The organism is Aeromonas sp. S41-2 (assembly GCF_027705845.1).
In the GTDB taxonomy this organism is placed as follows: Bacteria; Pseudomonadota; Gammaproteobacteria; order Enterobacterales; family Aeromonadaceae; genus Aeromonas; species Aeromonas hydrophila.
The window spans coordinates 12,918-34,363 of sequence record NZ_JAPDCG010000017.1 but is presented as its reverse complement, the minus strand read 5'-3'; the positions used below and the strand labels follow the sequence as shown (position 1 = coordinate 34,363).

The window sequence follows — 21,446 nt, the reverse complement described above, 5'->3', positions numbered from 1 at the left end:
GCGTCATTTGTTGCCTCTTACTGCTTGGGGAGGGCATGAAACTGGCTTTTTAGGCGGGATTCGTTGCTACAAGCATCGAGGAAGCGATTTTACGCACTTTTATCGCCGGCGCCAATCGTTTTTCCACGCTGTTTTGTTGTCAGGTGTTGCCCCTGCCCCGCCACCGGCCCCCTCTATACTTGATGGCGTGAACCCAGCCGGACAAGGAGTCCCCCATGTCACTGCCCGCTTTCAAGCCCAGCCAGCGTCGACTGCTGGTGGGCTCGGCCATCGCCCTGGCCCTGTTTGCCACCCCGCTCAACTATGACTTCAGCCACCATCAATGGCAGCTGAATCAGGCCTATGCCAAGTCCTGTTTCGTGGCAGGCACCTGCATCCTGATGGCCGACGGGGAGGAGCGCCCTATCGAGACCCTGCAGATCGGTGAACGGGTGCGGGATCAATATGGCCACAGCAACCGGATCCTGGCGATCGAGAGGGTGCTGCTGGGAGAGCGCCGGCTGTACGGGCTCAACCGGCTGGCCCCCTTCTTCACCGCCGAACACCCCTTGCTGACCACCCGCGGCTGGGCAGCCATCGCCCCGGCCATGACCCGCACCGAAAACCCGACCCTCGCCGTGCTGCCGCTCTTTACCGGCATGCATCTGCTGGGTTGGTCGGAGCACGGCAGCGCAGGCAACCTGGCGCTGGCCCCTCACCCCACCCCGCTACTGGTGGAGTCCCTCTGCTGGCTGGATGCCCCGCCCACCACCGCACTGTTCAACCTGATCCTGGATGGCAGCCACAGCTATGTCGCCAATGGGCTGATCGTTCACAACAAGGATGGCGATGGCAGTGGCGGCGGCAGTGGAAACGGTGGAGGAGGAAGCAGCGGCGGTAGCGGTAGTGGAGGTGGAGGTGGAGGTGGAGGTGGAGGCAGCGACAGCGATGGCGGCGGCAGCAGCGGTAGCGGCAGTGACAGCGATGGCGGCGGCAGCAGCGGTAGCGGCAGTGACAGCGATGGCGGCGGCAGCAGTGGTGGAGGCAGTGACAACGATGGCGGTGGAAGCAGCCACGATGGCGGCAGCGACAGCAGCCATGGTGGTGACGACCACGGCGGTGGGGAACATGCCGGCGGCGAGCAGCATGCCGGTGGTGAGCAGCATGGCGGAGGGGACCGCCACGCCGGCGGCGATCGTCATGGTGGCGGGCGTGGCCTCGGCAACGGCCTCGATGACAACGGGGTAGATGCCGTCGACGCCAATGGCAACGAGATCAGGGGCGACGGCACGATAGACGATCGCGGCCAGACCCTGACCGATGCGCAGGAGCAAGCGCTGATCCAGCAAGGGTTCAACAGCAAGGTGCAACCATGAGCCGTTATCTGCTGATCTGCCTGGCGCTGTGGTTGTCCGCCTGTGCCACCCAGCCAGCCGCCCCGCTCTATCACCAGATGGACAAGCAGGACGTGGCGCTGGCCAATCAGGCACTGGCCGAGGCGCTGCAAACCCGCCCCAAGGGCCAGAGCCTCACCTGGTTCAACCCAGCCAACCGCCACTCGGGCAGCGTCACGCCACTGCGCACCTTCCGCCACCCCAACGGCCTCTGGTGCCGCGACTACCGCGAGCAGCTCTATATAGGCCAGGCCAGTCAGCAGTGGCAGGACACCGCCTGCCGCAGCAAGGCGGGCCACTGGCTGCCGCTGCGCAGCTGACAGCTCAGGTAACAAAAAAGGAGGGTGGCCATGGCCACCCTTCTTCTATTGCAACTGCAAGCTTGCAGCCATCATACCCGGCGATAGGGCAGATAGACCGGCTCCCACATGTGGTTGAGGATGTGCTGCTGCAGATCCTGACCGATCAGCGGATGGGAAGGATCCCGCCGCACTATGTCCTTGAGCACCGCCGTCGCCACGTGCACCGAGATGTTGCGCAGCTCGCGAATGCGCGGATAGACGGCCCCCTTGGCCAGGTCCACCTCGCTCACGCACTCCGCCAGCGCAAAGGCGGCAGTGGTGAAGATGTCCGGCGTGATCTCGCGGATCTGGCTGACGATGGCCGCCAGACCCACCCCCGGGAAGATGAAGACGTTGTTGCCCTGACCGACCCGGAACTCCTGCCCCTCGTAGTGCACATCCTTGAACGGACTGCCGGTGGCGACGATGGCCTTGCCCTTGCTCCAGCGATAGATGTCCTCCGGCAGCGCCTCGCAGTTGGCGGTCGGGTTGGAGAGCGGGAACACCATGGGGCGCGCGCAGTGTTTTTGCATCAGCTGCACGTGCTCCTCCTTGAAGGCGCCACCCGAGCCGCTGGTGCCGAGCAGCACGGTTATCGGCACGTGGCGCAGCACGTCGGTCAGGTTGGCCTTGCCGGGCACCTCGGTGTCCCAGCCGGCCAGCAGCAGGCCCGGCTTGGCGTAGCGGCGCTTGTACTCGTCGAGCCCCTCGCGGTTGTCACACACCAGCCCCTGGGTATCCAGGATGTAGATGCGATCGCGGGCCGCCTGCGGATCCAGCCCTTCGCGGATCATGCCCGCGCAGATCTGATCCGCCACCCCCACCCCGCCGGCACCGGCGCCATAGACCAGGTAGTTCTGCTGGCCCAGGGTCTCGCCCTTGACCTTGACCGCCCCTATGATGCCCGCCAGCACCACGGCACCTGTGCCCTGGATGTCGTCGTTGAACGACGGCAGGGACTGCTGATAGCGGGAGAGGTTGTTGAAGGCGTTGGACTTGCTGAAATCCTCCCACTGCAGCACGGCGTTCGGGAAGTGGCGCTTGACCCCGGCCACGAACTTGTCGATGAAGTCGTCGTACTCCTTGCCGCGAATGCGCTTGTGGGGCTGACCCAGGTACATGGGATCATCCAGCAGCGCCTGATTGTCGGTGCCCACATCCAGCGCGATGGGCAGGCAGCAGGCGGGGTGAATGCCCGCGGCCAGGGTATAGAGGGAGAGCTTGCCGATGGGAATGCCCATGCCGCCCACCCCCTGGTCACCGATCCCCAGGATCCCCTGGCTGTCGGTCACGACGATGATGCGCACCGATTTGGCATCCAGCTGACGGGCCAGGGAGCCCATGTCATCGACGTTCTTCGGGGTGATGTAGAGGCCGCGTGCCTTCTGGTAGCGGTGGCTGAACTCCTGACACGCCTTGCCCACGGTCGGGGTGTAGATGATGGGGGTCATCTCCTCCACATGGCGCGCCAGCAGGGCGTAGAACAGGGTCTCGTTGCGATCCTGCAATGCCCGCAGGTTCTGATACTTCTCGATGTCGCTGCAGGCGCTCAGAAAGCCCTGATAGACCCGATCCAGCTGGGCTTCGAAGGTTTGCACCTGGGGAGGCAACAGGCCGTCGAGCTCGAAGTCGGCGCGCTCCTGTTCGGTAAAGGCGGTGCCCTTGTTGAGATTGCGATCGTTGAGCAGATCGGTGCCAGTCAGTGCAACGGGGCGAAAATCTTGTCCCTGTGCATCTTTCCACAGCAGATATTGTCCGGTAGCCATAGTCATTCTCTTTGATTTACGTGAAATTGCCGTTCGGCAGGAGAGCAAGACTCATAATGAAATCAATCATATGACGTTTGCCTGTTTAGTTTTGTGAGCTTGGGCATACCCTGCGGCCAAAATCCGCGCCGAGGCGGATGATGGTCTCATACCGGCCACGCGCCACAGAGAGTGGCCAACTATGCTCAACAGCAGGCCACCGGCAGGGAGAGGTTCCCGGGGGCAGGAGAGAACACACAGATGAGTGAAATCCTGATCGTCGATGACATGGCATCCAACCGCTACATCTTGCGCAGTCTGCTGGAAGAGGCGGGTTACCGGGTGCGGGAGGCCACCGACGGCCTGCAGGCGGTGGATGCCGCCACCGAGTTTCCCCCCGATCTGGTGCTGATGGACATCAACATGCCGGTGATGGACGGTTACGAGGCGTGCCGCCGCATCAAGCAGCTGCCGGGCCAGTGGTGCCTGCCGGTGCTCTTCATCAGCACCAACAGCGGGATCGGGGCGCTCGAGCAGGCCTTTCAGGCCGGCGGCTGCGACTATGTCTCCAAGCCGTTCCACCAGCTCGAGGTGCTGGCCCGGGTGCAGAACCAGCTGCGCCTCAAGGAGCTGGGGCGCCAGCAGGCCAAGGTGCAGCTCTACCAGAGCCTGTTTCAGCTCACCGCCGGCATCGCCCACGAGATCAACACCCCCATCGGCATCGGCATCACCGCCTCCAGCCTCATTCATGGCGCCGGCGATCTGCTGGCCAGCGCGGTGCAAAACGGCATGCTGGGGCAGCGCCTGCTCCAGCAGCAGCTCACCGACATCAAGGAGGGCACCGAGCTGGTGGAGTCCAGCCTGCGCCGGGTCGCCCTGCTGGTGACCCGCTTCAAGGAGCTGACCCGGGATCAGACCGAGCTACCCGCCACCCCCTTCGCCGTGCAGAAGAGCCTGCGCAAGCTGCTGCAGGCCTTCACCCCCGAGTTTCTCATCGCCAGGGTCAACGCCGAGCTGGGCGGCGAGGAGGCCACCCTGACCGCCCCCGAGTCGCTGTTTCTCGACCTGGTGCAGGAGCTCATCAAGAACAGCATGGAGCACGCCTTCCAGGGGCCGGGGGAGCACCGCCTCTCCCTGCAGGTGGAACGCGCCGGCAGCGAGCTGCTGCTGATCTACCGGGACAACGGCCCCGGCATGGCGCCCGAACAGCTGGCCCACCTGTTCGAGCCCTTCTTCACCACCCTGCGCGGTGACGCCCGCCACTGCGGGCTGAGTGCCTGTCGCATCCACAACCTGGTGGAGAACAACCTGCACGGTCAGCTTGCCGTCACCAGCCCGCCCGGCGAGGGGCTCTGCTACCGCATCCGGCTGCCGCTGCAGCCGCCGCTCTGAGCGGCAGACACAACAAAGGGGCGCCGCAGCGCCCCTTCTCTTTCATCCTGATGTCGCGGTCAGCCTCAGCCTGACTTGCCTGCCTTGGGCTCGTCGAGCTGGTACTTCACCTCTTCATACCAGAGATCGTGGTGCTCCTTGGCCCAGGTCTCGTCCACCTCGCCGCTGATCATCCCCTCCAGCGCCCCTTCCAGCTGGAACAGGCCCATGTAGATATGGAAGATGAAGCCGCAGATGAGGATGAGGGCGCCGACGATATGGATGAAGCTGGCCCACTCCATCTGGCGGCGCAGCTGGCCGAAGATGGGGAAGTCCAGAAACAGCCCGGTCGCCACCACGATGCCGCCAAACCAGATCAGCAGCCAGAAGATCGCCTTCTCGCCACCGTTGGAGAAGCCCGCCGAGGGGTGACTCCCCTTGTGGGGCCCCAGCATGCCGCCAGCCTTCATAAACCACTGCACATCCACCATGTTGACGATGTTGTGGCGAAACCACTTGATGAGCACGCCCATCAGGCAGAGGAAGAAGAGCGGCCCCACGTAGTTGTGGAACACCTTGGCGAACCAGATCCAGTTCTCCCACACCCCGATGCTCACCACCGGCTTGATGAAGTGCTTGCCGTAGATGATGGCCAGCCCCGACCCGGACAGGGTCAGGAACATGCCCGCCGTGGTCCAGTGCAGCGCCCGATCCAGCCGGCTCCAGCGCTTGAGCTTGCGCCCGGTGCGCGGTTTGGAGAGCTTGGTCGGCCCCACCGCCCAGTACATCAGGCCACACATGGCGAGCGACCCGAAGATGGCGATGGCACCGAGCGGCGACACCCACTTGGTCTTCACCTCGAACCAGAGCTGGCCCGGCACCGAGATGAGCACCCCGTGCTCCGGCGAGCGGGAGGTGGTCACCCCCTCCTGCCCGTCCTTCACCGCCCGCCAGTAGTCGGCGCCGGCAAAGCCGACCGCCTCTTTCTCGGCGTCGGCGAAGCTGGCGGTACTCACCAGCAGCAGGGCGGCAAACAGGGCCATTAGCCAGGTTTTCATGCCGCCCCTCCCTTGCCCGCCTTGCTGGCGTCGTAAAACAGCTCTTCACCGCTACCCCAGCCCGCTTCCTTGGCGCCGCGATAGGCGACCCGCTCGCGGAAGATGTCGGAGATGACCTGCGCGTCCCCCGCCAGCAGCGCCTTGGTGGAGCAGAGCTCGGCACACATGGGCAGCTTGCCCTCGGCGATGCGGTTGGCACCATACTTCTGGCGCTCCGCCTCGCTGTGATCCTCTTCCGGGCCGCCGGCACAGAAGGTGCACTTGTCCATCTTGCCCCGATCGCCAAAGGCGGCGGTCTTCGGGAACTGGGGCGCCCCGAACGGGCAGGCAAACAGGCAGTAGCCGCAACCGATGCAGAGATCCTTGTTGTGCAGCACGATGCCGTCGTCGGTGTGATAGAAGCAGTCGGCCGGGCAGACCGCCATGCAGGGGGCGTCGGTGCAGTGCATGCAGGCGACCGAGATGGAGGTCTCCCCCGGCAGGCCGTCGTTGAGGGTCACCACCCGGCGGCGCTGGATGCCCCACTCGAGGGCATCGTCGTTCTCGTTCTTGCACGCCGTCACACAGCCGTTGCACTCGATGCAGCGCTTGGTGTCACACATGAATTTCATTCTGGCCATGAGATCAGGCTCCTACTTGGCGAAAACGGCACAGGGTGACCTTGGTCTCCTGCATCTGGGTAACCGGGTCATAGCCATAGGTGGTGACTATGTTGACCGACTCTCCCAGCACATAGGGGTCTGACCCTTCCGGATATTTGGCGCGCAGATCCTGGCCCTCGAAGTGACCGCCGAAGTGGAACGGCATAAAGGCGAGCCCAGGTTTGACCCGCGGGGTCACCAGCGCCTTCACTTTCACTCTGCCTCCTTCCGGCCCCTCCACCCACACGTCCTGACCGTCGCGCACGCCGACGTCGTTGGCATCCGCCGGGTTCATCTCGACGAACATCTCCTGCTGCAGCTCGGCCAGCCAGGGGTTGGAGCGGGTCTCGTCACCTCCCCCCTCGTACTCCACCAGACGGCCGGAGGTGAGGATGATCGGGAACTCCTTGCTGACGTCCTTCTCCTGTACCGAGGCGTACTGGGTCGGCAGGCGCCACAGGCTCTTGGCGTCCGGCCAGGTGGCGTAGTCGGCCAGCAGATCCCGGCGCGGGGTGTAGAGCGGTTCGCGGTGCTTGGGCACCTGATCCGGGAAGGTCCACACCACGCAGCGCGCCTTGGCGTTGCCGTAGGGGACGAAGCCATGCTTGATGGCCACCCGCTGGATGCCGCCGGAGAGATCGGTCTTCCAGTTCTTGCCCTCGGCCTCTTTCTTCTCGGCTTCGGTCAGCTCATCCCACCAGCCGAGCTGTTTCAGCAGGTCGGCAGTGATCTCGGGATAGCCGTCTTCCACTTCGCTTCCCTTCGGCCAGGAGTCTTCGGCCAGCAGCGAGACGCCCTGATACTCGATGCCGAAGCGGGCGCGGAAACCGCCGCCCCCTTCCGACACCGGAATGCTGGTGTCATAGAGGATATGGCTGCCGGGGTGCTTCATCTCCGGGGTGCCCCAGCAGGGCCAGGGCAGACCGTACACTTCGCCGCTGACCGGGCCGCCCTCGGCCTTGAGGTTGGTCTTGTGGAAGGTGTGCCAGTTCTGCTGGTGCGCCTTGAGCCGCTCCGGGCTCTGGCCGGTGTAGCCCACGCTCCACATGCCGCGGTTGTATTCGCGGGTGATGTCTTCCAAGAGCGGCTCGTTGTTCTCCACCTTGATGTGCTTGAACAACTCATCGGCAAAGCCGAGCTTCTTGCTCAAGAGATACATGATCTCGTGGTCCACCTTGGATTCGAACAGCGGCTCGACCACCTTGTCGCGCCACTGCATGGAGCGGTTGGTGGCGGTGACGGAACCATAGGTCTCGAACTGGGTGGTGGCCGGCAGCAGGTAGACGCCGTCGGTGCGATCGTTCATGACGGCGGCGACCGTGGGGTACGGGTCGACAATCACCATCATGTCGAGCTTTTGCATCGCCTTCTTCATCTCGGGGCCGCGGGTCTGGGAGTTGACCGCATGGCCCCAGTAGAACATGGCGCGAATATTGGAGCCCTGCTCGATGAGATCGGCGTTCTCCAGCACCCCGTCCACCCAGCGGGAGACCGGAATGCCGTTGTTGTTCATCGGCAGCTTGCCGTTGTAGGCCTTGTTGTCAAAACGCGCCTTGATCCACTCGTAATCGACGTCCCACACACGGGCCCAGTGCTTCCAGGAGCCCTCTTCCAGCCCGTAGTAGCCGGGCAGAGAGTCGGAGGTGACGCCAAAGTCGGTGGCGCCCTGCACGTTGTCGTGACCACGGAAGATGTTGGTGCCCGCCCCGCTCTTGCCCACGTTGCCGAGGGCCAGTTCGAGGATGCAGTAAGCGCGGGTATTGTTGTTGCCGGTGGTGTGCTGGGTACCGCCCATGCACCAGACCACGCAGCCGGGGCGGTTGTCGGCCAGCAGCTTGGCGGCGCCATGAACCTGCTGTTCGTTGAGGCCGGTCACCCGCTCCACTTCGGCCGGGGTCCAGCGTGCCACCTCTTTTTGCACCTCGTCCATGCCGTAGACGCGGGTGCGGATGAACTCCTTGTCTTCCCAGCCGTTCTTGAAGATGTGCCAGAGCATGCCCCAGATAAAGGCGACGTCGGTGCCCGGACGCAGGGAGAGGTACATGTCTGCCTTGGCGGCGGTGCGGGTACGACGCGGGTCGACCACCAGGATCTTGCAGCCGTTGCGCTCTTTCGCCAGCAGGATGTGCTGCATGGCGACCGGGTGGGCCTCTGCCGGGTTGGAGCCGATGAACATGATCGACTTGCTGTTGTGCATGTCGTTCAGGCTGTTGGTCATGGCGCCGTAGCCCCAGGTGTTGGCGACCCCGGCCACCGTGGTGGAGTGGCAGATCCGCGCCTGGTGATCCACGTTGTTGGTGCCCCACAGGGACGCCATCTTGCGAAACAGGTAGGCCTGCTCGTTGGAGTGCTTGGCAGAGCCGAGCCAGTAGACGCTGTCGGGGCCGGACTCCTTGCGAAGGCGCAGCACTTCATTGCCCACCTCTTCGATGGCCTGATCCCAGCTGATGCGCTGCCACTTGCCACCCACCAGCTTCATCGGGTACTTGAGGCGACGCTCGCCGTGACCGTGCTCACGCAGGGCCGCCCCCTTGGCGCAGTGACCGCCGAGGTTGAAGGGGTGATCAAACGCCGGCTCCTGACCGGTCCAGACGCCGTTCTGTACCTCGGCATAGACGCCGCAGCCCACCGAGCAGTGGGAGCAGATGGTGCGCTTCACTTCGACCGGCACGTCGGCCGCCACGGTTTTGGCCTCGGCCCGCTGCATCATGGCAGGGGCCAGCCAGCCGGCGGCCACGGCGCCACCGGCCACCAGACCCGAGTTGACCATAAAGGCGCGACGGGTCAGCCCCTGACCGCGAGCGGCCCCATTGCTTTGCAAGCTGCCCTGCTCGCCCGCCTGGGGCTGCTCGGCACGTTTCGTCAGTTTCATGAGTTCTCCTTCACTGAGTCGGCTCAGTCGGTGCCGCGCAGGGTGCGATAAAAGTCGTGAACGTGGGGGGTCTCCCGATAGCCCTTGTCGGGCTCGGTGTCGTGGGTCAGTACCTCCTTGCCCACCACCCGGCCAGTGGCACCGGCCAGCACGCCTATGGTGGCAACCACCCCCACCCCCTTGATCAGATTGCGGCGGGACGGGTCTTTCAGCTGTTCATCGCTCATCTTTCTGTGACCTCTGTTGTTATGGTCGGCTGCGGTGAGCCGGTTTTGCTATGAGTGGGTGGCGCAGCGTCATGGCTGCGTCACCACCGGGCTGCCAAAGGGCAGGCGCAATTCGTTTTCCAGCTTGAAGAAATCTTCGGCAAGGGCCCCGACCGCCCGGTAGAAGCAGCCCCCTTTCGCCTGTTGCTGATCACGGCAGCAGGCCAGTACCCAGGGGGCAAGGTGGCGTTCATAGAAGCGGTTGCGATCCGGGTGCTGCTCGGCAATCAATACCGCCATCACCTCGCACAGGGCGGCCAGGTGATCTTCCGGCTCGCACACCCCGCTCTGGCGCTCGAAGCCGAGCGACTGCAGATCTGCGCGCAGTACCGCCAGTGGCAGCTCCATCAGGGAGCCGGTGAGATACCAGGAGGCAAACGGCACGATCTCCCCGCGCCCCAGCCCGATAAAGAGATCCTGATACTCCTCGGCAAGCTCAGTCTCGTGGTGGCTGCTGGCCGCCAGCTGCACCAGCCCCAACCCTCTGGCAAAGGGGCCGGGCATGGCTTGCAGGCCTTGCAGCCAGGCGAGCTGTTCGCCACGGGGGGCGGCGCGCCAGAGACTCGCCAGCAGGGCGTACATGTCGGCGCTATTGCGATCCAGGTCGGTCATTGCCGGCGCCTCCGGGTAGTCATTGCGTTGTTCAGTCATCACTGGCCCCTCACACCTTGAGCTGGGAGACGGGATCCGCCGCCAGCGCCGCAAACACATCCTTGACCCGGCAGTCCTCGCACATCAGCAGCCGCTGGGCGGCTTCATTCTGAAAGTGGGAGTGACCGGCCAGTTTTTGCTGGATGCGGCGAATAAGGGAGGCCGGCGCAAACGGCTTGCCACAGCGAATGCAGCAGGCGGCCTCTTCAGCTTTGAGGCTCTGCACGGCGCGGCGCGCCTCGGGCACGGGTTGCAGGCGGGGCGCAAGCACGATGGCCTGCTCGGGGCACGCCTTTTCACACATGCCGCACTGGATGCAATCCTGCTCGATAAAGTTGAGGCCGGGCGTGTGGCCCACCGCATGCAGGGCGCGGCTCGGGCAGACCGCTACGCAGCCCATGCAGAGGGTGCAGTCAGCGTCTTTGAGCTCCACGCTGCCGTAAGGGGCGCCGTGGGGCACCGTCAGCGGCTCGCGGCCGCCATTGTTGGCTTGCCAAAGCGCATCGAAGGCGGCGAACAGGTTCTCCCGCTTGTCTCCTTTGAGCGGCTTCTCCAGCAGGGCTGCGGCTGGCTCACCGGAGATCGGCTTATCTTGTTCGGCATCCGGGTTAAACAGGGCGATGCGATCTGCTGTGAGACCTGCGCCGGCCAGCAGCACGGCGGCGCTCGCCAGCTCCCGCTCGACCAGCGCGCGGACGTTTGTGGGGGCATCGTCACCGAGCGCAATGCGCACCGCACTGGCGCCATAGGCAAGGGCAGCGAACCAGCTCTCGATACCCAAGCTCGCGCTCTCCTCCACCCAGACCGGCAGCCAGTTGGCGGGCAAACGGGTAAGTTCCGTTTCCACCCATTCCCGCTCGCTTTCACCGGCGATCAGCAGTTGCGGCGCGTCGCCCCCCGCCTCCCGGTAGTGCTTGAGCAGACGCAGCAGATAGTCGCCGCTGGTATTGGCATCGGGCTGGTGATAGGCAATCGCCCCGGTCGGGCAAGCCGAGGCGCAGCTACCAAAGCCCTGACAGAGATGGGGATCGATCTGGATGCGACCATTGACGGGCTTGAGGGCATCGGTCGGGCAGACATCGAGGCAGCGGCTGCAACCGGGTACGCCGCGGGCGGTAAAGGCACAGGCCTCGGGGTCGAGGCGAAAATAGCGCGGCTTGTCGAAGATGCCGGTCAGCGCACAAAGTTCGGCGAGCCGTTCGGCCAGGTCAGCGTCATCAAAGAGATGCAGATATCCCACCGGCGGACGCTCCAGCGCAAAGAGCGGGGCGCGGCCCAGATCGGCCACCAGATCAAAACGCGGTTCGCTACCCACCGTCGCTTGTTGTGGAAAACAGAGCGCAGCCAGATTAACCCGATCCCCCTGCCCGTTGAGGCCGGTAAGCTGGAACTGCCCCAGATACCCTGTCAGGCTCGGCTCGCGCAGGGTCAGGGCCGCGAGGGATGCGGTGGCATCGAAAATGGCTTCGAGATCCGCCGCCTCGGCGTCATGGACCGCTTCGGTCACCAGTAGAGTCGGCTTCACCCCGGCGGGCAGCAGGCTGGCGGCGCGGCGAATGCGATCTTCCGGGCCGACCAGCAGCAGGCGCCCCTGACTCTGGTAAGAGACAGTGGCCGGGATCAGGTTGTCGGTCTTGACCGTATGCTGCAGGGCATAGGCGCGAGCGCGCGCGTTATGCTCGGCCGCCCCCGCCCCGTGGGCCAGATTTGGGCTCAGATTTGGCAATGTTTGTTCAGTGCTCACATACACTCCTGCGCGCGCCACCTCATGGGATGGGCGCTTGTTGGTAAGCCGAGAGAGCAAGAGGCGAGCCAACTCCCCCGGAAAAAAAGTGACTGACAGGGAGTCAGGATCCTGAAGGTTCCATTCCATCACCTTTGGTTGGGACATTTTGTCCATCAGAGGAAACCAAAATGTCCCGAACATCGGTGTGGGTTTGAGAATGGTTATCAGCCAGCGCGGGCGGCTCGGCGGCAGGTTCGCTGACAAGCGCCACCGGTTCAGCGGATCCGCTGGCCGGATTGACCGATTCGCTGTCCGGGGCGGTAACCTGATCCACCAGCCAGTTGCGCAGGCCGGCGGTCAGGGCCGCGGGCAGCAATTCGGGCTGGCTGAAATCTTGGGTGTAGTCGTCGAGCCCATCCGGCTTGTGGCTGCGAAACATGGCCCGCAGCGCCTCCCTGTCGGGGAGTTTGGCCTTGCCCGGCTGGGCCGTTTTCAGCAGCGGTTCGCCACTCTCGGCCCCTTCAACGGCAAGGGGTTCACAGCTCCCCTTGTCAGTGCTGACTACGGGGCTATCTAGCGCAGTATCTGGAGTTTCAGCTTCGCCACTGCCTTCGATGGGGGTCGCAAGCGCCTCAGGAGTGACCTCTTCTCGTGGCTGCAATGCCTGATGCTTGCGCGCCTCACTCTTGCGAGACGACCAGCGTTTGAGGAACTCACTCATGGGCGCTGTTTCCGCTATCGCTGCCACGCTCGCGGCCATCGGGGCCGGTGGCTTTAACGGCGCCACAGCTGGCTTGATCTACCGTATCGACACCGAGCTGATCCTGCGCCCGTCCCTTGCCCTTCTTGCCCTTGCGGCGGGCCTCCAGCAGCTCGCCGTGACGACCGATAAAGGCCTCCACCCAGGCTTGCAGCGCTTCGGGCAGCGGGCAGGAGAGCACCTGCCGATCGCCATCCATATAGGCGGCGGCCACGGTCTGACTCAGGGTGAGGCCATCGGCCACAAAGCCATTGTCCACGCGGCTTCCGGTGACAAAGAGGCGGGGCGAGCCGGAGCTCAGATTGAAGCGATAATCCCCCCGCTCATCGCGAAACAGGGTAAGGGGCAAGGCGCCGGCAGCCTCGGGCTCGGCGGGATGGAGCGCCGCAATCTCGAAACGGCGGCTCTGCCAGCGGCCAACCTGGCTGTCGATGGCCTTTAACTCCAGCTGCAGCCAGCGCTGCGGGGAGAGAATATTGGTTGTGTCTTGCACTTGTCGCGGCTCCCATCAGAAGGTCTCTGCCGGGCTGCCCTCCCCCGTGATCCACCCCGGTCGGGTCGGATCAGAGCAGGAGATTCATGGCAGCCACGGCCATCAATGGGATAAGACTTAGCAAGAGTGGGGCCAAGGCCGGTCTGGTGGCCACTTGGGGCTTTAATGCTAGTTGGGGCATCGTGCGGGATATGGGTAGACGCGGGCGTAGGCTGGTGCAGAGCGCAGCGAAGCCCAACAGACGGCGTAAAACCCATCAACCAGTGCTGAAGAGAGAGGCTGGCAATAATCAAATAACGCCTAATTATCCGATTATTGCCTTAATAAGAATGTTTGCGGTAAACGTTGGGCTTCACTTCGTTCAGCACCAACCTACGATTTAGTCCGACATAATAAATTAAAGATTACTATTAATATCCGGGTCATAATCTTTATTGCTGATTATCCGTGAGTATATTGCATCCTGAACAGCTTTCCCTGCACCATCAGCACTAGGATAAATCGTCGCCGCATTAATACCAACTTTCAAGCAGAGGCGATATAAACTCAAAGCTTCGGTTACCGGCAGAGTTAACTTTAATAGTGGTGTTTTTGGTAACCTTGAAAATTCATATTCAAGGCCAGATATTTCGAAATCACCACCTCGATGACCAGAATGAGGATGAACAGTAAACAAACCTGACTGAGCGGACACGTGATTTGACGTGCTACCAGGAACTTGCACCACCTTAACATTCTGATAATGGCCTACTCTTTCCGTATTAAATACCCATATAGCTAGTTTGCTATTATCTTTCCAATTTACATGATTAGCCATGGCACTAGAAACAGCGAAATATACTGCTACATATGGTTGTTTTGTCCAATCAAGCAAACGAGTTGGAACCCCGTGATGCTGTGCTAAAGCCATTAATTCTATGAGTTCATGATTTGGCCAAAGTTCGGGCCTAATATAGTATCGGTCTTGTACTTGAGAACTTAAAATTTCACGACGAAATTTCATAGAATCATTCGGGATGCGAACTCCAATGCTATCACAGTATTTAGAAAATTCCTCTAGCAGACAAATCTCTGTAAACACCAATTCATCAGCTGTACATCTTCTACCCATAAACTTCAATAATGGATTTAGATTTTCATTACGCAACAATGATGGAATAAGAGACCATTCGGCATCAGCTTGACCACGATAAACAATATTTGATGGTTCATCGAAAAATGATTTGGTCGGGCTCAAGGCTTCCCATAGGTCACTTGCAGTAAAATAATTAATTTCTTCGAATGCGGGGAACGACATCAATTTATCCTGTATCATGATAGCTTCATGTTTTATAGACTGACTCACCACTACTAACCAAAGAAACATGAGTATATGAGCCATCCATATACTCATGCGCTTACAATAATTTGTCCAGCCAAGTTTATACACTCAACCAATAAAATCTATTATGTCGCCAGCCTTCAATCAAACCCTTGTAGGGTAAGATTATGCCTGCAGTAGAAAGAGAGTACTGCCTAAATATTTTTTGGAACAAAACTTGCTGTATCCCTCCCCTTAGATCCCGGCAACCGGTCGCGAGGGGCCCATGACACCGACCTTTATCAAAAGCAATGCAGCAGCCCAGCTCACCATGGCCGTCGAGGTGATGGATGAGCAGGGCACGCTGCAAACCCGCCAAATCGCCTGTGAGCGGCCACTGACGGTCTACCTCAACTGGAAGGAAATCGTAACCCTGATGACGCTGGGGGCTCGCCCCGAGGCGCTGGTACTGGGTTATCTCAAAAATCAGGGCTTTATCGAGGATATTGCGGCCATCGAGTCGGTAATCGTCGACTGGGAGAGCGAGGCCGCCGCCGTGGTAAGCAGCCAGCAGGCCGCCGATCTCGACAAATCCTTGGAGAAGAAGACGGTCACCTCCGGCTGCGGTCAGGGCACCATGTATGGCAGCGTGATGAAGAAGCTCGAAGGGGTGGTCTTGGCAGCACCTGAGCTTAAACAGAGCACCCTCTACGCCCTGCTCAAGGCGCTGTCGGCCCATAACGAAACCTACAAGATGGCGGGTGCCGTGCATGGCTGCGCCATCTGTCGCGGCAGCGAAATCCTCTCCTTTGTCGAGGATGTGGGGCGCCACAATGCGGTGGATACCCTGGCGGGCGAGCTCTGGATGCGCGGCGAGTGTGGCAGCGACAAGATCTTCTACACCACCGGGCGACTCACCTCGGAGATGGTGATCAAGGTGGCGCAGATGGGCATTCCGGTGCTGCTGTCGCGCTCCGGCGTCACCCAGATGGGGCTGGATCTCGCCCGTCAGCTCGGCATCACCATGATTGCTCGCGCCAAGGGGCGCCACTTCGAGGTATTCAGCGGCCACGACCAGCTGGTGCTGGACGAGAAGCCGCCAGTGCTGGCACCCAGTTCGGCCGGTCGCGGGATGCGGGATTAAGCCATGAACGAGTTGATGAGTACCCAGCAGATCGCGCTGTATCTCGATCAGACCAGCCAGAGGGTCAAACGCAAGCCATGAACGAGTTTATGAACGTGAAACAGGTGGCGGAATACCTCGATCTCAACGAGAAGAAGGTCTACCAGCTCGCCAACGAGGCGCGCATCCCCGCCACCAAGGCGACCGGCAAGTGGCTGTTTCCCCGCTCCCTGCTCGATCGCTGGCTGCTCGGCAGTTGCCACGAGGGGGTGATGAACGATCGCCTGCTGCTGGCGGGCTCAGACGACGTGCTGCTCCACTACGCCAGCAGCCGGCTAGCCCAGCAGCTCGGCACCCAGGCTCTGGTGGGCTACACCCCGTGCGGCACAAGGCAGGGGCTGGCGATGCTGGCGCGCGGCCATGTGGATTTGTGCGCCATCCACTGGGGGCAGGCCGAGGAGGCCCACCTGCGCCATCCGGCGCTGGTGCAGCAATATCAGGGCCACCGGCAATGGGTGATCGTTCATGGATTTCGGCGGGTGCAGGGGCTGGTGCTGCGCCGGGGCTTGCAACCGAAAGAGGCGAGACAGGCGCTCGACTGGCGCTGGGCCATGCGCCAGGAGGGGGCCGGCAGCCAGCGCGCCCTGCAGGAGTGGCTGCAAACCCAGGGGGAGTCGCTGACCCGGCTGGAGCGCACTATCGAGGTCAACAGCGAGCGGGAGCTGGCCGCCGCCATCAGCCGCGGCGATGCCGATGTCGGGCCCGGCGCCCAGAGCACCGCCACCGAGTTCGGCCTCGATTTCATGCCGCTCTCCCAGGAGTGCTTCGATCTGGTGATGCCGCAGGGGGTCTTCTTTCGCACCCTGCTGCAGCAGCTGATCGGCTGGCTGCAATCCCCCGAGGGGCGCGAGCTGGCGGCCCGCCTCGGCGGCTATGACCTGACCCAGAGCGGCAAGCTGGTGTGGAGTCCGCAGTAAGTATCCCCTCACTCGCCCGTAAAAAAGCCCGCCAGTATTGGCGGGCTTTTTTGTGCCTCACTCTGAAGCTCGACAGTTACCCCTCCCCATTGAGGGCATTGCGCCCCCTTCAAGTTCGACGGGCTTTTTTGTGGCTGGCGTGGTTAAGACGGGTGGTCGCCACCAGCATCACGCCCCTCGGCATTGAGGGCGATGCGCCACCCCTCCAGCCGGTCGCGCTCGCCGCCGCTGGCCAGCCGGGCGTGGCTGCGCAGGCGGATGGTAAAGCAGCTGCCCTGCCCCAGGGTGGAGTCTACCAGCAGCTCCCCGCCCCAGCGGCTGATGATGCGGTGGCTCAGGGCCAGCCCCAGCCCGGTGCCGGTGGCGCGGGTAGTGAAGAAGGGGTCGAAGATCTTGTCGATGATGGCCGCCTCGATGCCGCTGCCGTTGTCGATGACCCGCACCTCGGCCCCCTGCAGGGCCCCGGCGTCATCCAGCCAGTCGCGGCTCTCGACCCGGATCTCCCCCTGCTCCCCCAGTGCATGGCTGGCGTTGACCAGCAAGTTGATCAGCACCTGCAGCAGCTGCTGGCGATCCGCCTCGATGGGCTGCTGGGCCCTGAGATCGGCCACCAGGTTCACCTGCTGCTGGCGCAGGGCGGAGCGCACCAGGGTCAGGCTCTCCTCGATGATGGGGGTGAGGTGCTGCCACACCGGCGCCGTCTCGTAGTCACCGGGACGGGAATATTGCAGCAGGCTGCGGGTGATGGCGCGAATGCGCTCGATCTGGGCCAGCACCAGCGCCAGCTCTTCGCTCACCGGCGCGGCCGCCTCCCCCAGCTCCAGCTTCATCAACTCCACATTGCCGAGGATCACCGCCAGCGGGTTGTTGATCTCGTGGGCCACCCCGGCGCAGAGCTCGCCGAGGGCCGCCAGCTTCTCGCTGATCAGCAGCTGCTGGCGGGCCTGGGTCAGCATATGGATGTGGTGCTCGAGCTCGGCGGTCTTCTGCTCAAGGCTCCGGGTACGCTCGGCCACCTTCTGCTCCAGCTCGTCGGCGCTGCGGGCCAGCTGCTGCTGGTGCGCCGCCTGCTGATCCAGCATGGCGTCGAACTGGCGACCGAGTTGGGCCAGCTCGTGGTCGGGGTCGAGGGCCAGCACGCCGATGCGGGCCGGTTGACCCGCCTGCACCTGGCGCACCACCTTGTGCATCCGCTCGATGGGGGTGAACAAGTCCCGCGCGCCGCGATAGACCAGCAGGCCGGAGAGCAGCAGCAACACCACCACGCCGGAGCCCAGCTCCAGCAGGTTGGTGAGGTAGGTGCGGATGATGGGCCACTCGAGAAAACCGACGTAGAGCATGCCAATGCGCTCGCCATTGGCGCCCAAGAGCGGCTCGTAGCCCGACACATACCAGGCGTCGTGCACGAAGGCGCGATCAATCCAGGGCTCGCCGCGCCCCAGTACCTGCTCGCGCACCGGCGCCGAGACCCGGGTGCCCACCGCCCGCCCCAGCTGGCGACTGCTGCTGGCGGGCACGTTGGTGCTCACCCGCAGATCGCCGAGAAACAGGGTGACGGTGCCGATGCTGCCGGCCGGCAGGGTGTTCTTGGCGAACACCTGGCCCTTGAGCTCGTCCACCAGCCGGGTGCTGCCGTTGATGAGCTCGCCTCCCTCCAGCACACCCCAGAGGCTGCCGTCCCGCCCCATCACCGGGGTCAGCGAGAGGCTGACCAGGCCGCGGGTCTCCTGCCCCGCCACCGGATCATACTCCCGCTCCAGCACGGCGCGGCTGGCCAGTGCCGGCGAGAGCGCCAGCAGTTGCTCCCGCGACCAGACCACGAAGTGGCTGATGCTGCGCCCGGCGGCGAGGGCCGCGCGATCCTGCGCCGGCAGCAGATCCAGCTCGCTGCCGCTGCGCAGGCGCAAAAAATCGAGGCCATAGTTGGCGGCCAGCGGCATCACCCATTGGCGCAAACGGGCGGGGGATTCGCGCAGCTGCAACTGAAAGGCCCAGGCATCGCGCAGGTGTTCGAGGTGCTCGGCCTGGCGCTGCTGCTGCACGCTCACCGCATGGTGGGCCACACCCAGGTCGCTGCGCACCGTGGTGAGCAGGTTCTGCCAGCTGTAGGTGAGGGTCCAGTAGAGGGTGAGCCCGATCATGCCGGCCAGAGTCAGCATGATGGGCACCGAGGTAAGCAGCAGCAGACGCCAGCGCACCTTGGTTCTGAGCAACCCCGGGATCTGCGCCAGCCTCATGACTCACTCCGGCGGCAAGGGGCGAGCCGGCTCATTCGATGGCCCACTCCTTGAACTTGCGCTCCAGGGTCTTGCGCGCCACCCCGAGCACCCGGGAGGCGGCCGACTTGTTGCCATCATGGCTCGCCACCACCTGCAGGATGTGAGCCTTCTCCACCTCGGCCAGCGCCCACTCCAGCGGATAGCCCTCCTCGCTCCGTGCCGACTCGGCCGGCTTGGCGCTCTGCCAGTACTCGGCGGGCGGCTTGCCCAGCAGCAGGCAGCGCTCGATGAGGTTGCGCAGCTCGCGCACGTTGCCGGGCCAGGGGTAGGCCTGCATGGCCACCACGTCCTCGTGGGTCCAGTGCAGGGCGCCCATGCCCATCTCGGCGGTGAGCTGGCGGGTGAAGTGGTGCACCAGGGCGGGGATGTCGTCGATGCGCTCGCGCAGGGGGGCCACCGGCAGCGCCACCACGTTGAGGCGGTAGAAGAGGTCTTCACGAAACCGGCCCGCCTCCACCTCCGCCTTCAGGTTGCGGTTGGTGGCGGCGACGATGCGCACGTCCACCGAAAGCTCGCGCTCGGCCCCCACCGGACGGATGGCCTTCTGCTCCAGCGCCCGCAGCAGGGAGGCCTGCATGGCAAGCGGCATCTCGCCGATCTCGTCCAGAAAGAGCGTGCCCTGATGGGCGACCCGGAACAGGCCGTCGCGCCCCTTGCGGGCGCCGGTAAAGGCCCCCTGCACGTGGCCGAACAGCTCGCTTTCAAGCAGCTCGGGGGCGATGGAGGCGCAGTTGAGCGGCACGAAGGCCCCCATCCGGCCGGAGAGCTGGTGCAGGGCGCGGGCCACCAGCTCCTTGCCGGTGCCGGACTCCCCCTCCACCAGCACGGCGGCGTTGGAGGGGGCGACCCGGGCGATCAGCGTCTTGAGCTCGCGGGTCTTGGCGCTGTCGCCGATCAGGGTGGGCGGGAACAGCTTGCTCACCTCCCGGCGCAGCAGCAGGTTCTCCCGCTCCATCTGGCGGCGCTCGATGACCCGGTCCACCGCCTGCACCATCTGATCCAGGTTGAAGGGTTTGAGAATGAAGTCGCTGGCGCCGAGCCGCAGCGCCTTGAGGGCGGTCTCCATGTCGCCAAAACCGGTCATGAAGATGATGTCGCTGCGCCGGGTGGCGGGATCGATGGCCTCGTGCCACTCGATGCCGGAGCGCCCCGGCAGGCGGATGTCGGCGATGATGAGATCAAAATGCAGGCGGCAGCGCAGGGCTTCGGCCTCCTCCACGCTGGCGGCCGTCTCTATCTGGGCGAAGCGGCGGGCCAGCGCCTTGGCGAGGAAGCTGCGCATGCCGGGTTCGTCGTCGACGATGAGCAGGGAGAGGGCGGACCAGCGGCTGGCGGGTGCAGTCATGAAAAAAGTACCTCAGATTCGACAAGGTTCCGGGATTGTCCCACCGACCTTATAAACTGTGGGACATTTTGTCGCTAACCGGCCCCAAGTGCCAACTCCGTTTATTAAAAGCGACGGTGCCATCACGCAATTAGTGCGCTTAACCGACTGTTTTCACATTAAAAACCGGGTCGAACAAGGCATACGGTCAGCTTGGCACCCTGCTTGCTTAGTCCTGCCCTCTCTCCATCACCGGGTACCCTGACATCATGATCACAGCCACAGTGCGCAAACGCCTCGCCCTTGCCCTCTCCTCCGCCCTGCTGCTCAGCCTGCCGCTCTGGAGCGCTGCCAGCCATGCCGAGACCAAGGCGCCCATCCGCCTCGCCACCACCACCAGCACCGAACAGTCCGGCCTGCTGGGCTGGCTGCTGCCCCAGTTCACCAAGGAGACCGGCTACCCGGTGCAGGTGATGGCGGCCGGTACCGGCCAGAGCCTGAAAATGGGCGAGAACGGCGACGCGGATCTGGTGATGACCCACGCCCCCTCTGCCGAGAAGGCCTTCGTCGAGGCGGGCTTTGGCATCGAGCCTGAGCACCTGATGTACAACGACTTCGTCATCGTCGGCCCGGCGAAAGACCCGGCCGGTCTTGGCAAGCTGCACGACGCCGCCAAGGCGCTGGAGGCCATCAAGGACAAGGGGCAGACCTTTATCTCCCGCGGGGACGAGTCCGGCACCCACATCAAGGAGAAGACCCTGTGGCAGGCGGCCGACGTCAAGCCTGAGTTCGCCGGCTACAAGTCCATCGGCCAGGGCATGGGGCCGACCCTGACCATGGCTTCGGAGCTCGGTGCCTACACCCTCACCGACCGCGGCACCTGGCTTGCCTACCAGAGCAAGCTGGATCTCGCCGTGCTGCTGGAGGGGGACAAGCGGTTGTTCAACCCCTACCAGGTGATCCTGGTCAACCCCAAGCGCTACCCGGATCTCAACACTGAAGGGGCCCGCACCCTGAAGAACTGGCTGGTCTCCCAGCATGGCCAGCAGCTTATCGGTGACTTCAAGGTGGCCGGCCAGCCGCTGTTCGTGGCCGACGCCAAGCCGCAGTGATGCCAAGACCGACCCTGTTCGATCTGTCCCTGGC

At 63.4% G+C, this 21,446-nt stretch carries 17 protein-coding genes and 1 pseudogene; 6 read left to right on the top strand and 12 right to left on the bottom strand.

Going from position 1 to position 21,446, the window contains the following annotated elements; all coding sequences use genetic code 11:
* Positions 1 to 215: 215 nt before the first annotated feature.
* A complete protein-coding gene (locus tag OKC44_RS21550) occupies positions 216 to 1,355 on the top strand; it encodes a hypothetical protein (RefSeq protein ID WP_270815033.1) in 1,140 nt (379 codons plus the stop codon).
* Complete coding sequence (locus OKC44_RS21545; RefSeq protein WP_270815031.1) at positions 1,352 to 1,693, top strand: RT0821/Lpp0805 family surface protein; 342 nt, start codon at positions 1,352 to 1,354, stop codon at positions 1,691 to 1,693. The genes OKC44_RS21550 and OKC44_RS21545 overlap by 4 nt, the downstream gene beginning before the upstream one ends.
* 71 nt (positions 1,694 to 1,764) lie before the next feature.
* Here OKC44_RS21545 and OKC44_RS21540 read toward each other — a convergent pair whose 3' ends face one another.
* The gene (locus tag OKC44_RS21540; protein ID WP_029299513.1) at positions 1,765 to 3,480 is read right to left on the bottom strand and encodes an NAD-dependent malic enzyme; all 1,716 of its coding nucleotides are present in this window, start codon (positions 3,478 to 3,480) and stop codon (positions 1,765 to 1,767) included.
* 240 nt (positions 3,481 to 3,720) lie between these two features.
* On the opposite strand from OKC44_RS21540, the gene OKC44_RS21535 reads away from it, so the two are divergent.
* The gene (locus OKC44_RS21535; protein WP_029299511.1) at positions 3,721 to 4,851 is read left to right on the top strand and encodes a hybrid sensor histidine kinase/response regulator; all 1,131 of its coding nucleotides are present in this window, start codon (positions 3,721 to 3,723) and stop codon (positions 4,849 to 4,851) included.
* Between the two features lie 65 nt (positions 4,852 to 4,916).
* On the opposite strand, the gene OKC44_RS21530 is transcribed toward OKC44_RS21535, so the two are convergent.
* The 9 genes and pseudogenes from OKC44_RS21530 to OKC44_RS21490 all read right to left on the bottom strand — a co-directional run bounded on the left by OKC44_RS21530 (position 4,917) and on the right by OKC44_RS21490 (position 14,678).
* Complete coding sequence (locus tag OKC44_RS21530; protein WP_270815028.1) at positions 4,917 to 5,888, bottom strand: formate dehydrogenase subunit gamma; 972 nt, start codon at positions 5,886 to 5,888, stop codon at positions 4,917 to 4,919.
* Entirely contained in the window at positions 5,885 to 6,508 is a 624-nt protein-coding gene (fdh3B, locus tag OKC44_RS21525; protein WP_011706855.1) for a formate dehydrogenase FDH3 subunit beta, read from the bottom strand. The genes OKC44_RS21530 and fdh3B overlap by 4 nt, the downstream gene beginning before the upstream one ends.
* Positions 6,509 to 6,512: 4 nt before the next feature.
* The gene (locus OKC44_RS21520) at positions 6,513 to 9,401 is read right to left on the bottom strand and encodes a formate dehydrogenase subunit alpha (RefSeq protein WP_029299506.1); all 2,889 of its coding nucleotides are present in this window, start codon (positions 9,399 to 9,401) and stop codon (positions 6,513 to 6,515) included.
* A 23-nt stretch (positions 9,402 to 9,424) separates the two neighbouring features.
* The gene (locus tag OKC44_RS21515; protein ID WP_005303194.1) at positions 9,425 to 9,628 is read right to left on the bottom strand and encodes a transcriptional initiation protein Tat; all 204 of its coding nucleotides are present in this window, start codon (positions 9,626 to 9,628) and stop codon (positions 9,425 to 9,427) included.
* A gap of 69 nt (positions 9,629 to 9,697) precedes the next feature.
* Positions 9,698 to 10,318: a TorD/DmsD family molecular chaperone gene (locus OKC44_RS21510; protein ID WP_029299499.1), complete on the bottom strand. Its 621-nt coding sequence runs from the start codon at positions 10,316 to 10,318 to the stop codon at positions 9,698 to 9,700.
* A gap of 10 nt (positions 10,319 to 10,328) precedes the next feature.
* Entirely contained in the window at positions 10,329 to 12,062 is a 1,734-nt protein-coding gene (locus OKC44_RS21505) for a 4Fe-4S dicluster domain-containing protein (RefSeq protein ID WP_270815024.1), read from the bottom strand.
* Between the two features lie 103 nt (positions 12,063 to 12,165).
* Positions 12,166 to 12,765 (bottom strand): DUF3306 domain-containing protein, encoded by a 600-nt coding sequence (locus OKC44_RS21500; protein ID WP_270815021.1) that lies wholly within the window; start codon positions 12,763 to 12,765, stop codon positions 12,166 to 12,168.
* Positions 12,758 to 13,313, bottom strand: a pseudogene (locus tag OKC44_RS21495) (DUF3305 domain-containing protein). Before OKC44_RS21495 ends, OKC44_RS21500 begins: the two are co-directional and overlap by 8 nt.
* Before the next feature lie 381 nt (positions 13,314 to 13,694).
* Positions 13,695 to 14,678, bottom strand: coding sequence for an FRG domain-containing protein (locus OKC44_RS21490; protein ID WP_197725328.1), 984 nt, complete (start codon positions 14,676 to 14,678; stop codon positions 13,695 to 13,697).
* A gap of 205 nt (positions 14,679 to 14,883) precedes the next feature.
* On the opposite strand from OKC44_RS21490, the gene OKC44_RS21485 reads away from it, so the two are divergent.
* Positions 14,884 to 15,741, top strand: a complete 858-nt coding sequence (locus tag OKC44_RS21485; RefSeq protein WP_270815013.1) for a formate dehydrogenase accessory sulfurtransferase FdhD — start codon at positions 14,884 to 14,886, stop codon at positions 15,739 to 15,741.
* A gap of 89 nt (positions 15,742 to 15,830) precedes the next feature.
* On the top strand, positions 15,831 to 16,697 hold the full coding sequence (locus OKC44_RS21480; RefSeq protein ID WP_024944156.1) for a helix-turn-helix transcriptional regulator: 867 nt from the start codon (positions 15,831 to 15,833) through the stop codon (positions 16,695 to 16,697).
* A 143-nt stretch (positions 16,698 to 16,840) separates the two neighbouring features.
* Here OKC44_RS21480 and OKC44_RS21475 read toward each other — a convergent pair whose 3' ends face one another.
* Together OKC44_RS21475 and OKC44_RS21470 are read right to left on the bottom strand one after the other, a co-directional pair.
* Positions 16,841 to 18,934: a sensor histidine kinase gene (locus OKC44_RS21475; RefSeq protein ID WP_270815011.1), complete on the bottom strand. Its 2,094-nt coding sequence runs from the start codon at positions 18,932 to 18,934 to the stop codon at positions 16,841 to 16,843.
* 31 nt (positions 18,935 to 18,965) lie between these two features.
* Complete coding sequence (locus OKC44_RS21470; RefSeq protein WP_017409121.1) at positions 18,966 to 20,321, bottom strand: sigma-54-dependent transcriptional regulator; 1,356 nt, start codon at positions 20,319 to 20,321, stop codon at positions 18,966 to 18,968.
* Between the two features lie 248 nt (positions 20,322 to 20,569).
* Between OKC44_RS21470 and OKC44_RS21465 the strand changes: the two genes are divergently transcribed.
* A complete protein-coding gene (locus tag OKC44_RS21465) occupies positions 20,570 to 21,412 on the top strand; it encodes a substrate-binding domain-containing protein (protein ID WP_171281360.1) in 843 nt (280 codons plus the stop codon).
* The last annotated feature ends 34 nt before the right edge of the window (positions 21,413 to 21,446 follow it).